Origin of the sequence: Catenuloplanes indicus, from assembly GCF_030813715.1 — a bacterium.
Classification (GTDB): Bacteria; Actinomycetota; Actinomycetes; order Mycobacteriales; family Micromonosporaceae; genus Catenuloplanes; species Catenuloplanes indicus.
In genome coordinates this window covers 7,069,939-7,084,722 of sequence record NZ_JAUSUZ010000001.1, presented here as the reverse complement: position 1 = coordinate 7,084,722, position 14,784 = coordinate 7,069,939, and the positions used below count along the sequence as shown (strand labels likewise).

12 protein-coding genes and 1 pseudogene are annotated in these 14,784 nt (G+C 72.6%); 4 read left to right on the top strand and 9 right to left on the bottom strand.

Annotated features, from left to right (window positions below):
* Positions 1-70 precede the first annotated feature (70 nt).
* The gene (locus J2S42_RS32170) at positions 71-1,207 is read right to left on the bottom strand and encodes a response regulator (RefSeq protein ID WP_307245222.1); all 1,137 of its coding nucleotides are present in this window, start codon (positions 1,205-1,207) and stop codon (positions 71-73) included.
* 129 nt (positions 1,208-1,336) lie between these two features.
* On the opposite strand from J2S42_RS32170, the gene J2S42_RS32165 reads away from it, so the two are divergent.
* Both J2S42_RS32165 and J2S42_RS32160 read left to right on the top strand, forming a co-directional pair.
* On the top strand, positions 1,337-3,025 hold the full coding sequence (locus J2S42_RS32165; RefSeq protein WP_307245220.1) for a PAS domain-containing sensor histidine kinase: 1,689 nt from the start codon (positions 1,337-1,339) through the stop codon (positions 3,023-3,025).
* Positions 3,022-4,245 (top strand): EAL domain-containing response regulator, encoded by a 1,224-nt coding sequence (locus J2S42_RS32160; RefSeq protein WP_307245218.1) that lies wholly within the window; start codon positions 3,022-3,024, stop codon positions 4,243-4,245. Before J2S42_RS32165 ends, J2S42_RS32160 begins: the two co-directional genes overlap by 4 nt.
* A 273-nt stretch (positions 4,246-4,518) precedes the next feature.
* On the opposite strand, the pseudogene J2S42_RS32155 reads toward J2S42_RS32160, so the two are convergent.
* Positions 4,519-5,840: pseudogene (locus J2S42_RS32155) on the bottom strand (glycoside hydrolase family 6 protein); the annotation flags it as partial.
* Between the two features lie 447 nt (positions 5,841-6,287).
* Entirely contained in the window at positions 6,288-6,857 is a 570-nt protein-coding gene (locus J2S42_RS32150) for a TetR/AcrR family transcriptional regulator (RefSeq protein ID WP_307245216.1), read from the bottom strand.
* A gap of 50 nt (positions 6,858-6,907) precedes the next feature.
* Here J2S42_RS32150 and J2S42_RS32145 point away from each other — a divergent pair, with 50 nt between their 5' ends.
* Positions 6,908-7,399 (top strand): FBP domain-containing protein, encoded by a 492-nt coding sequence (locus J2S42_RS32145; RefSeq protein WP_307245214.1) that lies wholly within the window; start codon positions 6,908-6,910, stop codon positions 7,397-7,399.
* Here the strand turns inward: J2S42_RS32145 and J2S42_RS32140 are convergent.
* Positions 7,329-8,336: a gluzincin family metallopeptidase gene (locus tag J2S42_RS32140; RefSeq protein ID WP_307245212.1), complete on the bottom strand. Its 1,008-nt coding sequence runs from the start codon at positions 8,334-8,336 to the stop codon at positions 7,329-7,331. The two genes, J2S42_RS32145 and J2S42_RS32140, sit on opposite strands and share 71 nt — an antisense overlap.
* Before the next feature lie 86 nt (positions 8,337-8,422).
* A complete protein-coding gene (locus J2S42_RS32135) occupies positions 8,423-9,319 on the bottom strand; it encodes a universal stress protein (protein WP_307245210.1) in 897 nt (298 codons plus the stop codon).
* 141 nt (positions 9,320-9,460) lie between these two features.
* Here J2S42_RS32135 and J2S42_RS32130 point away from each other — a divergent pair, with 141 nt between their 5' ends.
* Positions 9,461-9,877, top strand: coding sequence for an OsmC family protein (locus J2S42_RS32130; RefSeq protein ID WP_307245208.1), 417 nt, complete (start codon positions 9,461-9,463; stop codon positions 9,875-9,877).
* 35 nt (positions 9,878-9,912) lie between these two features.
* On the opposite strand, the gene J2S42_RS32125 is transcribed toward J2S42_RS32130, so the two are convergent.
* The 4 genes from J2S42_RS32125 to J2S42_RS32110 all read right to left on the bottom strand — a co-directional run bounded on the left by J2S42_RS32125 (position 9,913) and on the right by J2S42_RS32110 (position 14,756).
* On the bottom strand, positions 9,913-10,740 hold the full coding sequence (locus tag J2S42_RS32125) for a polysaccharide deacetylase family protein (protein WP_307245206.1): 828 nt from the start codon (positions 10,738-10,740) through the stop codon (positions 9,913-9,915).
* Positions 10,741-11,061: 321 nt separating this feature from the next.
* Positions 11,062-12,402, bottom strand: a complete 1,341-nt coding sequence (locus tag J2S42_RS32120) for an alpha/beta hydrolase family protein (RefSeq protein WP_307245204.1) — start codon at positions 12,400-12,402, stop codon at positions 11,062-11,064.
* Between the two features lie 114 nt (positions 12,403-12,516).
* A complete protein-coding gene (locus J2S42_RS32115; RefSeq protein WP_307245202.1) occupies positions 12,517-13,137 on the bottom strand; it encodes a hypothetical protein in 621 nt (206 codons plus the stop codon).
* Positions 13,134-14,756 carry an FAD-dependent monooxygenase gene (locus tag J2S42_RS32110; protein WP_307245200.1) on the bottom strand — a complete coding sequence of 541 codons (1,623 nt, stop codon included), beginning with the start codon at positions 14,754-14,756 and terminating at the stop codon, positions 13,134-13,136. The genes J2S42_RS32115 and J2S42_RS32110 overlap by 4 nt, the downstream gene beginning before the upstream one ends.
* Positions 14,757-14,784 lie beyond the last annotated feature (28 nt).

Sequence of the window (14,784 nt, the reverse complement as noted above, 5' to 3'; positions counted from 1 at the left end):
CGGCCACGACCTCACGCTGATGGACGTCGTGACGCTGTCGTATTGATCGGCGCTGTCATGGTGATCGGCGTCAGGCGAGGACGCTGATCGGCTCGACCACGCCGACGCCCTCGGCGAAGTGGCGCAGGCGGATCGCGTGCGACTCGGTCAGCACCTCGCCGGCCCGGACCAGCGTCATGCCGGTCTTCGTGACCACGTCCTGGTTCATCAGCATGCCGACCACCAGCTCTTTGCCCTTGACCTGCCGGGGGCGGCGGACCTCGTTGGCGCTGTAGGCGCGGACCGCCGCGTCCAGCATCTCGGCCGGATACCGCGGGTTGCGGGCCAGCTCGACCACCGCGGCGCCGGGCGCGAGCCCGGACTCGACCGCGACCACGAACGCGGTGACGGTCTCGTAGATCTGCTTCGCCGCGCCGCCGGACTCCTCGGTCGCGCGCGGCGTGGGCACCTGCGCCTCCGCGAGCGTGACCGGCTGGGACGCCACCCAGGCGGCGACCCGCTCCAGCCGCGGGATCCGGCCGATCAGCTCGCGGGACAGCTGCGGGTGCCCGCGGAACATGGCCAGCGCCTCCGCGTCGACGTCCGTGGTGTCGGTCGCCCGCGCGATCACCTCGGGCGGGACCGCCATCATGCCGACCTGGCCGAGCATCGCGGCGAGCCGCAGTTCCCACGTGTCCTTCGGCCGCAGCCCGGACACGCACGCGTCGATCAGCGTGCGCACGGTCTCGGTGCGCGCGGCCGCGACGGGGTGCGCGGCCGCCATCAGCTCGGTCAGGACCTTGACCGCACCGTCCAGCGTACGTTCGAGCAGTTCCCGCTCGCTCATGATCAGGCGGTGCTGGGCGAGCGCGGCGTCCAGCGCGCGGGCCAGCTCGGCCGGTTCGCACGGCTTGGTGAGGAAGCGGAACAGGTTGCCGTCGTTGACCGCGGCGATCGTGTCGCCCAGGTCGGCCTGGCCGCTGAGGATGATCTGCACGGTGTCCGGCGAGCGTTCGCGCACCCCGGCCAGGAACTCGGCGCCGTTCATGCCGGGCATGCGCATGTCCGAGACGACCACGGCGTACGGGTACGCGGTGCCGTGCACCTTGGCCAGCCCGTCCGCGCCGGAGTTGGCCGTGTCCAGCTCGTAACGGCCGTGCAGGCTGCGCCGGAACGCGTCCAGGATGCGCTGCTCGTCGTCGACCATGAGAATCCGCTGAGTCAGCACACCCGCACCCCCTGAGCCGTCATTCGACTATAAATGCGGCTGAACCCGGTGAGCGGGAAACCGCTCAGGTCGGGCCGCACCGGGCCGATCGGATCCTCGGAGTCCCGGCACCGGCTCGGAGAGGGCGACATGTCCGACTCACCGCCCTCCTACGAGGATCTGTTGCGCACCGTCGACCAGCAGCGCGACATGATCCGGTCGCTCACCCGCGACATGCGTACCGCGAAGGATCTGGTCGCCCGCAACATGGACGACGCCGTCGTGATCACGGACGAGACCGGCGTGATCGAGTGGGTCAATCCGGCGTTCACCGCGATGACCGGCTGGTCCGAGGCGGAGGCGGTCGGCCGTACCCGGCAGAGCATGCTCGCCGGCACCCAGCCGCTCGGCGACCTCGGCGACTACCTCACCGACGATCACCAGGGCATGATTCCGGATTTCCTGGCCACCACCCGGGACGGTCACGAGTACTGGCTGAAGATCGAGCTGCACCGGGTGCACGAGGACGACGGCCGGGTCCGGATCGTCTGCGTGGAGCACGACGTCACGTCCCGCCGCGAGGCCGACGAGACGCTGCTGACCGCGATCGAACGCTCCGAGGCGCTGGCCGCGGAGCTGTCCACGGAGAAGGCGCTGCTGGACGGCGTACTCTCGTCGATCCCGCAGCTGACCTACTGGAAGGACTTCGCCGGCTGCTACCACGGGCACAACGCGGCGTTCCTGACCATGCGCGGGCTCGACCGCGACGCGGACGTGCTCGGCCGGACCGAGGCGGAGCTGCCGGTCACCGACGAGCTGTCCCGCGTGCTGCCGGAGGTCGAGGCGCAGGTGCTGGCGACCGGCCGGCCGGTGCTGGACCAGCGGGTGACGATGGGACCGTCGCGCAGCCTGTTGCTCAGCGTGCTCCCCCGGTGGGGCCCGGCCGGGGTGATCGAGGGCCTGATCGGCGTGGGCGCGGACGTCACCCGGGTCAGCGAGCTGGAACGGCAGCTCAATGCCGCGAACCGGCTGGAGGCGATCGGCCAGCTCGCGGCCGGCATCGCCCACGAGATCAACACACCGATCCAGTTCGTCTCGGACAACACGCGGTTCGTGGCGGAGTCGTTCGACGGCCTGCTCGGGCTCGTCAAGCGGGTCAGCGAGGTGTGCGCGGCGGATCACCCGGACCCGGCCGAGGCGATGGCCGGGCTGCGCGCGGCGCTGGACACCATCGACCTGGACTTCCTGGTCGACGAGATCCCGGGCGCGGTCACCGAGTCGCTGGAAGGACTGGACCGGGTCGCGCAGATCGTCCGCGCGATGAAGGACTTCTCGCACCCGGGCCAGGGCCGGCGGGACACCGACATCAACCGGGCGGTGGAGAGCACCGCGCAGGTCGCCCGGAACGAATGGAAGTACCAGGCGCAGCTCACCCTCGATCTGAGCCCGGACGTGGGCATGGTGCCGTGCTACGAGGGCGAGCTGAAGCAGGTCGTGCTGAACCTGATCGTCAACGCGGCGCACGCGATCGAGTCCCGGCGCGCGCAGCAGCCGGACCCGCCGCTCGGCACGATCACGATCTCCACCCGGCGGTACGAGGACCGGGCCGAGATCGTGATCAGCGACGACGGCACCGGCATGACCGACGCGGTCCGGGAGCGCATCTTCGACCCGTTCTTCACCACGAAGGGCGTCGGCAAGGGCACCGGTCAGGGGCTGAGCATGGCATACAGCAGCATCGTGCAGAAGCACGGCGGCGCGATCCGGGTCGAGTCCGCGCCGGGCGAGGGCGCCCGGTTCACGGTCTGCCTGCCGGTCAGCGCGGAGGTCCCGGCGTGAAGCCCCGCCTGCTGCTGGTGGACGACGACGCGAAGATCCTCTCCGGGCTGCGCCGGCAACTGCACAGCCGGTACGCGGTGACGGTCGCCGAGGGCGGCGAGGCCGGGCTGGCCGCGATCGCGGAGCAGGGCCCGTTCGCGGTGGTGGTCAGCGACATGCGCATGCCCGGCATGGACGGCGCCACGTTCCTGGCCCGGGTGCGGGTCGCCGCGCCGCTCACCACGCGTGTGCTGCTCACCGGCCAGACCGAGCCCGCGGCCGCGATCCGGGCGATCAACGACGGCCAGGTCTTCCGGTTCCTGAACAAGCCGTGCCCGCCGGAGACGCTGGACCGGTGCCTGCAGGAGGCGGTGGTCCGGTACGAGGCCGCGCGCGACGAGGAGTCCGCGCTCGCCGCCGTGCTGGCCGACCGGCGGGTGCTCGACCACGCGCTCGACCCGACGGTCCCGGCCGGCGACGCACTCGCGGCCGAACTGCTCGACGCACTCCGCAACGGCGAGTTCCACCTGCGCTACCAGCCGATCGTCGCACTCGCGGACGAGCGCGTGATCGGCGTGGAGGCGCTCATGCGCTGGACGCCCGCGCACACCGGACTGGTCACGGCCGCACACTTCATCCCGGCCGCGGAGGCCACCGGGCTGATCCGCCCGCTCGGCCGCTGGGTGATGTCCGCGGCCTGCCAGGAGGTGGCGTCCTGGCCCGCGCTGTCCGTCACCGAGTCGCTGCGCGTGCACATCAACCTGTCCGAGGGGCAACTGCGCGACCCGCAGCTCGCCCACGACCTGCAGCAGGCGCTGACGCTGAGCGGCTTCGACCCGCGGCGGGTGACGCTGGAGATCGACCACGGTCCGGCGCTCTCCGAGCGGCAGCCGCTGGCCTCGCTGCGCACGCTCTGCAACCGCGGCATGGAACTGGCACTGTGCGGCTTCACGGACGCGGCGCTGCTGCGCGACACCGCGGAACGGCTGCCGCTCGCGGTCGCGAAGATCCGCCGGCACCTGACCGCGTTGCTGCCCACCGACGAACAGCACAGCGGCGTGCTGTTCGCGCAGATCGTGGCGACCGCGCACGACCTCGGCATCCGCGCGGTGGCCGAGGGCATCGAGACCGACGCCCAGCGCGACGCCGCCCGTGACCGCGGGTGCGACCACGGTCAGGGCTACCGCTACGGCAGCCCGGCCGAGGCCGGGGACCTGCTGACCCTGCTGGTCGGCGCGTGACCGCGGCCGGCCCGGCCGCACCGGGACGCAGGCGAGCGCGGTGGGTGCACAATGGCGGGTGCGCTCGGCCCACTGTTTGGGGGTGGGCCGGGCGTCCACAGTGGCCGGGGTTCCCGGCCGCGCGCGGGTCGGGCTCGTCCGCCGCCTGCCGCACGCTGCTCGACGACCCGGCCGGAGCGCCACGGTGACACGCCGGAACCTCATGCACACCTCGGCGAAGCGTGTGCACGAGGTTCCCGACCGGCTGCCGGCTGCCGGCTGAGCGGGAATGACTCAGAGCGGCGGGTACGCGTTCGCCAGCAGCTCCTCGAACTGTGCCTGGAACCAGTGGCCGGACAGCGGTGCGTCGGGCAGCGCGCCGGACATGTTGTTGTTGTTCCGCGGGTTGCCCTGGTAGGTCGGGTCGCACATCCGGTCGAAGCCCTTGCCCTCGTCGTTCGCGATCTCCCGGGACGCGCCGTCCGACTCACCCGGCGGCTTGATCCACGCGTAGGCGTCGATACCGGCCGCCGGCGACGCCTTCGGCCGCTCGCCCAGCCCGGCACCGGCCTGGTTGCACCAGTTGCCGAGATGGATGCGCCGGTCCAGACGCGACTCGTTGACGAACGTGTTCGGGTCCGTCGACGTACTGGCCCGGGTGGGCCGGTCCGGGCCGCCCCAGCCATTGCGAGAAGTATCGATGATCATGCCGAGCCCGGCGTCGAAGCCGATCCCGACCAGGTGCTGACGGTACGCCTGCGCGTACTCCACCTCGGCGACGTAGTTGTTCCAGTCGACCCAGGTGGTGGCCTCCCGGACCGTCCTGCCGCCGACCACGGTGGTCGCCTCGAAGAACGGCTCGTCCAGGATTCCGTAGTTCGCCACGTTCGCGGCGAAGCCGTGCACGTCCGCCGGCTCCGCGCCGTTGGCCCGTGCGGCCTGGAGGAACACCTGGCCGGACCCGGCGAAGTTGTCGGTCCAGCCGAGCCAGCCGTGGTGGCCGATGTCGATGTAGTTGTAGACGTTCGGCAGCGCGCCGAGCTGCGCCAGCGCGTACCCGACGCCCTGGACGTAGTTGCCGTTGGCCTTCATCACGTCGCACTCCGGCGTCGCGGTCGGCCGCGGGCTGACGTTCGTCACCAGGTTCGGCAGCGAGTCGATCTCGACGATCGTGACGATCCGCAGGTTCGCGTACGCCGGGTCGCCGATGATCTCGACGATCGGGTCGATGTAGCCGCTCTGGTAGGTGGCCAGCTCGGTCGGGCCCAGCTCGCCGTTGGACGCGAGCGCGGCACAGTCCCGGCCGGGCAGGTTGTAGATGACCACCTGGATCAGGTTCGCACCCTGGTCGAGCGCGGCGTCCAGGTGGTCGCGCAGGCCCATGGTGTTCGATCCGGCCGAGCCGGACTCGATCGCGGCGATCCGGTCCAGCCAGATCGCGGTCGGCTGGTTCGCGATCGCCTGCCCACCGCTCGACGCGGCCTTCGCGGACCAGTCCGGGTTCACGTAGACCTTGGCACCGGCGTACGGGTTGTCCAGCTTGGCCGCCGCGTTCGCGGTGCCGGTGGCCACGGTGACGAGACCGGCGGCGGCCAGTGTGGCGGCGGCCGCGAGGGCCAGGGATCGCTTCCTCGATGACACACGCATACGTGCACTCCTCACGAGATGTACGCGGATGGAGCGTGACGGTCCATGGCTCGCTGCGACGCCGCGCCGCAGACCGCCTGCCTGTCGTCCCCGCAGCCCGGTCGGGGCGTTTCCTCCGGAGCAGGCCATTGCCCCATGAAGACCACTAAAAGCGGATTTGGGACCGTGCGGCGGTGATCGCCCTGACGCGTCCTTAAAACAGGCTATTCACAGCCTTCGATGATTTACAAGGGTGTAACACCCGGGAAATCCGATTGGCGCGATGAAAATCGTTTTGCGTAGGCGCGGAGGATTTGCGGCTTCAACAGCGAGAACACGTTCTCCGATCGCGGCCGGTCAGCTGCGGGGCGACCGCGTGTCAGCCGCGGCTCGGCCGCGGGTCCGCACTGCGGGTCGGCCGCGGTGCCAGGCGCGGGTCAACTGCGTGGCCAGGCGCGCAGGAGCGCGTCCAGTGCGTCCAGTGAACGTGTCCAGCTCTCCGCGGAGTCCGGCGCACTGTGCGCGAACGCACCGGCCGCCTCCAGATTGACCCAGCCGTTGAACACGCTGCCGAGCAGCCGTACCGCGTGTGTCTGATCCGGTTCCGGCAGGTCGTAACCGCGTAGCAGCGCCCGCGTCATCCCGGACAGCCGCACACCCGCGCTCGCCGCCGCGTCCGCCGGCTCCAGCCGCGCCTGTGCCGCCGTCCACCGGCCCGGATGCGCTCGCGCGTAGTCCCGGTAGACGCCGGCCAGCGCGACCAGTGCGTCCCGGCCGGCACGCCCGGCCAGCGCCTCCGACGCGCGGCCGGCCAGTTCCTCCAGCGCCAGCATCGTCACACGGGCGCGCAGCTGCTGCCCGTTGGCCACGTGCGAGTAGAGACTCGCGACCGCGACGCCGCACCGCCGGGCCAGCGCGGACGGCGTCACCGCGTCGAAGCCCGCCTCGTCCGCCAGCTCCGCACCGGCCTGCGCGAGCCGTTCCGTGGTCAACCCCGCACGTGCCATACCCCATTATTGATTTGCCTAAAGGTTTTAGGCAAATTAGCGTCGTCCGCATGGAACCGCTGACCGACCGAGAGATCCGCGCCGCGTTCGTGAACTGCTCCAAGGGCGAGGCGACCCGCGCGTTCATCCCGCGCGACCTGGCCACCCGCCCCTGGGACGACCTGGACTTCTTCGGCTGGCGCGACCCGAAGTCACCGGAACGCGCCTACCTGGCCGTCCCCGGCGACTCCCTGATCGCGGTCACGCTGCGCCTCCCCACCCCATCCGTCGCCCGCACCGCCCGCCACGGCATCTGCTCCCTCTGCCTTACCACACACGACGGCGGCGTACCGCTGATGGTCGCGCCGAAGGCCGGCAAGGCAGGCCGCCAGGGCGACTCCGTCGGCACCTACATCTGCCCGGACCTGACCTGCTCGCTCTACATCCGCGGCCGCCCGGGCGCCGGCCCCGGCACACCGCTGCGCGACTCACTCAGCGAGGAGGACAAGATCGCGCGGATGCTGTCGCACGTCGCGGGTTTCCTGGCGAAGATAAGGGAATAGCGCACTCCGCTCCCGGCGTGCCCGATCCCGGCGGCACCGCCCCGAGGCCGAAGCCCAGGTCACGTGGTCCGCTGACCACGCCGCCCCGCGGGCCGAACGGGTACGGGCCGAACAGGCCGGCCTGCCAGTCGAGGATCTCCCTGGTCCGCTCGATGCTGCTGCGGGCGGCCGCGGCGCTGACGTCGTCCAGGCGCGTGCTGTACGCCGTGATGACCGGCTGGCCGTCCGGCGTCTCGTCGCCGTACGTGTCGAAGTCGCCTATCGCCAGGAACGCCAGGTAGGTGGCCTGCGGTGCGGCCGATCGCCAGGACCAGCGGTCCCAGCCGCGCAGCTCCGGCTGCGCCCACCTGGTCGGCGAGCCGTTGGAGATCGCCTCCACGCCGGACGGCACCAGCACGGACACGTCGAAGGTCACCTTGTCCGTCGGGTGGTCGTTGCCCGGGTACCACCACCAGGCGCTCTCCGGCTGGCCGACCGCGAGCGCGCCGTCCGGTGTGCGGTTCCACGCGGTGTAGCCGGCCGCGACCACCGAGGACGGCACGTCGTCGTACGTCACCACGATCGTGGTGCTCTGGCCGGCCAGGAGCGGGCGGGCCGGCGTGACGACCAGTTCGTGGTCGCCCTCCCGGGCGAACGTGGCCGGCCGGCTGCCGACCCGCACGGACGTGGTCCGCAGCGCGAAGTCCAGGTTGAACGCGGACAGGTCCTGGGTGGCGGTGGCCAGGATCGTGGTGGTGCCGGTCAACCGGTCGGTCTGCGGGTGGTAGCGCAACCGGATGTCGTAGTGACCGACGTCGTAACCCCCGTTGCCGTAGTCGGGATAGTAGCTGTCACCGGCGCCGGGCACGCCGGGCGCCGGGGCCGCCTCCGCGCCGCCCTGCACGCCGAGGACGACGGCGAGGACGGCTGCCGCCGTGATCACGGTTCTGCGTAACACGGGTCTCGTCCTCCCCGGGACCCGCACCTCGGGCCCCGGGAAGTCAACGTATCGACAAACTTATACGCGGCAATGACGGTGCCGAGTCAGGCTTCCGACGGTTCCGGGTCCACGTCCGCGCGCAGCACCGCCACCGGGCAGTGCGCGTGGTGCAGCACGTACTGGCTGGTGGAGCCGAGCAGCAGCCCGGCGAAACCGCCGTGGCCGCGGGAACCGACCACGACCAGCGCGGCGTGTTCCGCGATCTCCAGCAGGCCGGCGGACGCGCCGCGCTCCACCGCGAGCTCGCGGACCCGGACGGACGGGTGCCGGGACCGGCCCTCGGTCAGCGCGTCGTGCAGCACCTGGCCGGCCGCGGTCACGTAGTCGTCGCGGTCCTGCGCGGTGGGGAACGCCATCAGCGCCGGGTCGACCGGCGTCGGCAGGCCCCACGCGTGCACCGCGATCAGCTCGGCGCCGAGCCGTTCCGCCTCCGCGAACGCGAACAGCACGGCCGCGTGCGACGGCGCGGACCCGTCCACTCCGGCCACCACCGGGCCGCCGGGCGTGGCCGGCTCGCGGACCACCACGGCCGGGCACTTCGCGTGCGCGGAGACCTGCACACCGACCGAGCCGAGCAGCAGACCGGTGAAGCCGCCGAGGCCGCGGGAGCCGACCACGACCAGGCCGGCGCCGTCCGAGGCCTCGATCAGCACGCCGGACGCGCCGCCGGCCAGCGCTTCCGTGCTCACCGCGGCGGCACCGGCCTCGGCCGCGACCCGGGCCGCGCCGGTCAGCACCGCCTCGGCGGCCTTCGCGTACGCGCCCGCGTCGCCGGTGACGTCGCCGGCCGGGCCGAACGGCGACGCCGGGTACGGCACCGGCAGCGAGTAGGCGTGGATCAGCCGCAGCGGCGCGCCGTTGGCCCGGGATCGGGCGGCGGCCCAGCGTACGGCCGTCTCCGCCCCGGGCGATCCATCGACTCCGACGACGATTCCGGACATGACCCGCCTCCTTCGGCCCCGGGCGGGACCCCTTACCTGCTTGCTCTACACCCGGATGCGACCGCCGCACCACCGAACGCGGATATTGCCGAGCATGGGGCGGTCTGGGCAGCGGCGGGCGGTCCGGGCAGAATCACCGGTATGCCAACTCGTACCTCATCCGCTGTCTGGAACGGCGACCTCAAGGGCGGTGCCGGCACCGTCGCGCTCGGCTCCGGCGTCTTCGAGGGCCCGTACACGTTCGTCTCCCGCTTCGAGGACGGATCCGGGACCAACCCGGAGGAGCTGGTCGCGGCCGCGCACGCCGGCTGCTTCTCCATGTTCCTGGCGAACGTGCTCGCCGGTGCCGGCTTCAAGGCCGACTCGGTGCGCACCTCCGCCGCCGTCACGCTCGGCGACGGCCCGAAGATCACCGGTATCGCGCTGACCGTGGAGGCGTCGGTGCCGAACATCGACGCTGACGCCTTCGCGGCCCACGTGGAGACCGCGAAGGCCGGCTGCCCGATCTCGGCCGCGCTCGGCGCCGTGCCGCAGACGGTCGACGCCAAGCTCGTCTGATCCGCGGGTGCGGCCGTCCGGCGGGGCGGCCGCACCTATGGCATCGCCACCAGGTCGTACCGCGCCTTCAGGAACGGCAGCAGCTTCTTCAGCGCCTTCGTCGTCTCGCGCCGGTCGCCGCCGCCGTCGTGCAGCAGCACCACCGCGCCCGGGTGCGCGTTCGCCTCGACCAGGTCGCAGATCTTCTTCGCGTCCTTGGTCTCCCAGTCGCGCGAGTCGATGCTCCAGTGCAGCGGCACCATGCCGAGGTTCTGCGCGACCGACACCGTACGGTGGTTGAAGTTGCCGCCCGGGTTGCGGAAGTAGTGCACCTTCGCGTTCGGTACGACCGTGTGGATCGCGTCGTTCGTCCGCACCAGGTCCTTGACGATCTGCTCCGGCGTGCGCTCGGCCAGCTGGAAGTCGTGATTCCAGGTGTGGTTGCAGAGCGTGTGTCCCTCGGCGACGATCCGGCGCATCTGGGCCGCATGCGACCGCACCTGGCTGCCGATCACGCAGAACGTGGCCTTGATGCCGTGCTTGTCCAACAGGTCCAGCACCTCGTCGGTGTACTGGGACGGGCCGTCGTCGAACGTGAGGCTCATCGACGGCGTGCCGGTGACGCGCTGGGTGCCCTCCGGCCCGTCGTACGCGCGCTGCCGGGTCGGCGGTTCCGCGCGCATCGGCCCGCGTGCCGCGGACGCGGCCTGGCCGCCCGGCTCCGGCGTGCTCGCGGCGCGTGGGTTCGGCCGGTACGGCGAAGCTGACGCTCCGTAGTTGCCGGACGTCACCCTCGCCACCACGAGCAGGCTCGCGATCAGCATCACGGCCAGTACCGTGGCGATGATCGCGATGTGCCGGGCGCCGATCGTCCACCTCGTCATCGCGGGCTGCACTCCGTCCCCCACCGGATAAATCCGGATCCGTCCCTTTGTCGTTCCACCCAGGAACACATGAAACGGTGGCCCGGGAGGGATATCAACCAGACGAACGGCCACACTGCGGTCAGAACGGCAATGCTCACCGTGCGTCACGAAGGGTGGCCCTCACCGGCTCCACAGCCACTAGACGGCTCCGGCCGCCGCCGGGTTGCACCCGCGCGCCCCCGCTATCCGAAAGACGACAGCGGGGTTTCGGTGACCACGACGCGACCGGAGCCCGCAGGAGCCCCAGCGGCCACGCCGGAAGCGGGAATATCCAAAGCTTCACGGGCAGGGCGGGAAACCGGCGCGCGTCTCCGTGGTGAAGCGGCAGCCGAACGACGTGGCCGCGACCGCACGCGGGTTCAGGACGGCGTCGCCGGGGGCACGGTGCCCGGTGGCGATCCAGCGGGTCAGGTCGTCGAAGCCGGCCCGCAGCTCGGCCTGGGTGAAGTCGCAGTGGCCGGGCGCGCGGATCGCTCGCGAGACGAACAGCGGCGAGTGCGCGCGACGCGCGTAGATCTGCTCCATCGAGAACGGCACGAAGAGGTCGCCGGTGGTGTGCAGCGAGAGCACCGGCACGCGGGGCCGGCCGTCGACGCGCGGGATGCTGCCGAGGCCGGGGTCCGGCGGCAGCGTGGGCGCGACGCGCAGGACGTCCCGGTTGAGCCGCAGTTCGGCCGGGGTGAGTCGCGGTCCGTCGTCGGTCCGGTAGACGGTGTGGCGGTTTCCGGACACGTTTTCCGCCCGGCCGGAGAGGCCGGGATAGAGTCCGAAGAGGAACGGCAGGTCGGCGAAGGGTTCCAGCGACGTCACCGCGTTCCAGAACGCGAAGGACTCCGCGAAGCCCGGGCGTTCGCCGCCGGTGCGCCGCTCGACCACGTCCGACCAGGCCCGCCCAGCCGGGGTGAGCGACGCCGGCAGCCCGAGGTTCGCCGTGATCGCCGTGACCCGCGCGCGCCATTCCGCGTCGTAGGACGCGTCCGGCACGTCCGGGAAGCGGATCGGCACACCGGCCAGCGCGGCCGCGGTCACGTTCGCGTCCAGGAAGTAGTCCCAGAGCGCGGTGTCGCCGAGCACGCCGCAGACCGGCATCGCGCCGGTGAACGCGCGCGGATACTCCTCGATCGCGACCGCGGTGACGTGGCCGCCCATCGACTCGCCGGTCATCAGCACCGAGCGGGCCGGCCGGCCGGTGACCCGGCTGAACACCTCGATCAGCGCGTGCGAGTCGCGGACGCCCTGGCCGACCTCGTACCCGTTGAGCTGGTAGCTGGAGGTCGCCCAGGCGTAGCCGCGGTCCAGGTAGTGCTCGCGCAGGCGCGGGTTGCTGACGAAGACGACCTGACCGTCGCCGCGGTAGCCGTGCGCGAAGATCACCAGCCGGCCGTTCCACCGGCGCGGTACCTCGATCCGGTACGCCGCGCCCCGCTCGATGCCGGTGTGCACGGCCGAGCCCGCGACCGGCGTGAACGGCGTGCCGTCCACGTCGCAGTCCGGGTCCGCGACCAGATAGCCGGGCTGGGTGGTGCTCGGGACGGGTGCGTCGCACGCGGGCGCCGTCACCGGCCCGTGCAGCAGCGAGGCGGTGAGCAGTGCGGCGAGGACGGCGGGTCCGGCGGCCATGGCGTTACCTCCCGGTAACACATCCAACGACCGGCATCGACGGCTGTCAAGACGGCCGAACGACCCCGGCGGCCCAGAGCTGAAGCCCCCTTGGGCCCTGGACCGCCGGGACGCTCAGCGGGCGTGCAGCAGTCCGGCCAGCTCCCGGGCGACGCGCAACGCCATCGCGCGTCCCCCGCCCAGCACCACCAGGTCCTCCACGGCGCAGGCCGGTGGCGCGTGGTCGAGTGCTGCGGCCAGCTCCGGGTGGTCGGCGGCCCACGCCAGCAGCGCCGCCCGCACCTCCCTGCCCGCCTCGTCCGGCCCGGGCGTCTCCGCCACGAGCCGGCGCACCAGTTCCTCCCGGTACTCCCAGAAGGACCACACCTTGGTCTCGTCGATCAGCTGCGCGACCGCGTCCACCCGCCGGTACGCCAGCGCCAGCTGGATCGAGTCGGCCGAGCCGTCCCGGGCCAGCTCGCGTACCATCGGGTGCCGCGCGTGCTCGCCGGCCACCTCGTAGAACGTGGTGCGGCTGCCCTGCGGCAGGACCGCGTCGACCACGTCGCGCCAGCCCGGCACCCGGCCGGTGCCGTCGGACAGCAGCGCGGCGGCCGCGCGGTAGTAGGCGGTCTTGGTCCGCCAGTGGCTGCGCTCCCGGTTCCGGTCCCGGGCCAGGCGCCTGCGCCAGCCGGCGATGACGGTGCTGCTCAGCAGCGTCGGGCAGCTGTCGGTGAACGCGATCGCAGCCGTCACGGTCGGTCCGTCCTCTCGGTCGTCAGCGGGGTCGACCGAGTCTCACCGGCGAACGGATCACGGGACATCACGTGTTCACGGGAGATGTGGCCGGTGACCGTGTCGAGCACGGCGGTCCAGTCCGCCGGCGGTGCGTCGCCGCGCCAGGCGACCAGGTGGTCGGGGCGGACCAGCACGTACCGCCGGTCCCAGGCGGCGCCGGTCGCGATCAGGTGTGTCATCGGCATGCCCCGGCGCCGGGCGCGCTCCGCCAGCGCGCGCCCGGCGCCCCCGGACCCCAGGTCGACCAGCGTCAACTCGGGCCCGAGCCGGTCGAACAGCGGTGCGCCGTCCGCGAGCGGTACGGCGGGTGCCCGGCTACCCGGCCAGGTGGAGGGCATGATCCGGTCCCACGGCAGGTCGCCGGGGCTGTCCGGCTCGTGGCAGACGACCGGCGAATCGGCCAGCCGGCGGCCGAACGTGATCCCGGCGTCACCGGCCTGGTGCGCCTCCTGCGCCACGAACCCGGCCAGTAGCTCACGGGACGCGCCGGCGCCGGCCAGCCGGCCGAACCGCAGCCGGGTCTGCACGGCCAGGTCGTGCAGCTCCCGGTCGATCAGCGCGGCGTGCCGGCGCTCGCTCTCGTAGCTGGCGGCCAGCCGGGGACCGCCCCAGCCGCACGCCGTGGCCGCGAGTTTCCAGCCGAGGTCGACCGCGTCCGCGATGTCGGTGCCGGCCCGGCGGCCGACCGCGGCGCGCAGCCGGTGCGCGGCGGCACCGGCCAGGTAGGCGCGGCCCTGCGCGTACCGGGTGGCGACGGCCGGGGACTCGTCCCATTCGGAGACCGCGAGCACGTCGTACGTGCCGTCCAGGCCGAGCCGGTCGCGCAGCACCTCGGCCGGGTCGACCGCGGCGGGCGGGCCGTCGGCCAGCGGCACGGTGCCGACCCAGGCGTCGCCGTCGCCCTGCCAGGTGAGCGTCGCCTCGCCCGCGACGATCTCCGGCGCGGCCTCCGCGTGCGCCGCCAGCACCGCGTCCGAGCTGCGGAAGAGGACGGCGCAGCGGCGCGCGGGCGGGCCGATCCGGTCGAGTCCGATACCGAGGCAGCGGCGGACCGTGCTGCGCGCGCCGTCGCAGCCGGCCAGGTGCGCGGCCTCGAGCGCGTGCCGTACGCCGGTGCGCTGCTCCAGCACGGTGGCCAGCACCCGGTCGCCCTCCACCCGCAGGTCGGTGAAGGTCCAGCCCTCGCGCAGGTCGATCAGCGGGTTGCGGCGCAGCGTCGCGCGCAGGAACGCGGCCAGTGCGGCGCCGCGCACCCAGAGCCCGGTCTCCAGCGCGGCGGTGCCGTCCACCGCGTCGGCCGGTGGCTCCGGCGGCGCCGGCCACATCCCGGCCGGCGCGTGGTCCAGCCCCCTCGTCCAGACCACGCCGCCGGCCGGGCCCACGATCCGGCACTCGTCCCGTACGCGTGCGGCCAGCCCGAGCCGGCGCAGCAGCTCCATGCTCCGGCCGTCCAGGAAGATGACGCCCGGGTGGCGGGGCGGTTCGGGTGACCGCTCCACCACCGTGCACGGCACGCTGTGATGCGCCAGCTCGAGCGCGAGGACCGCGCCCACCGGGCCCGCTCCGACGATGAGCACCGGAATCCTGCCTGCTTGCACGGTCACG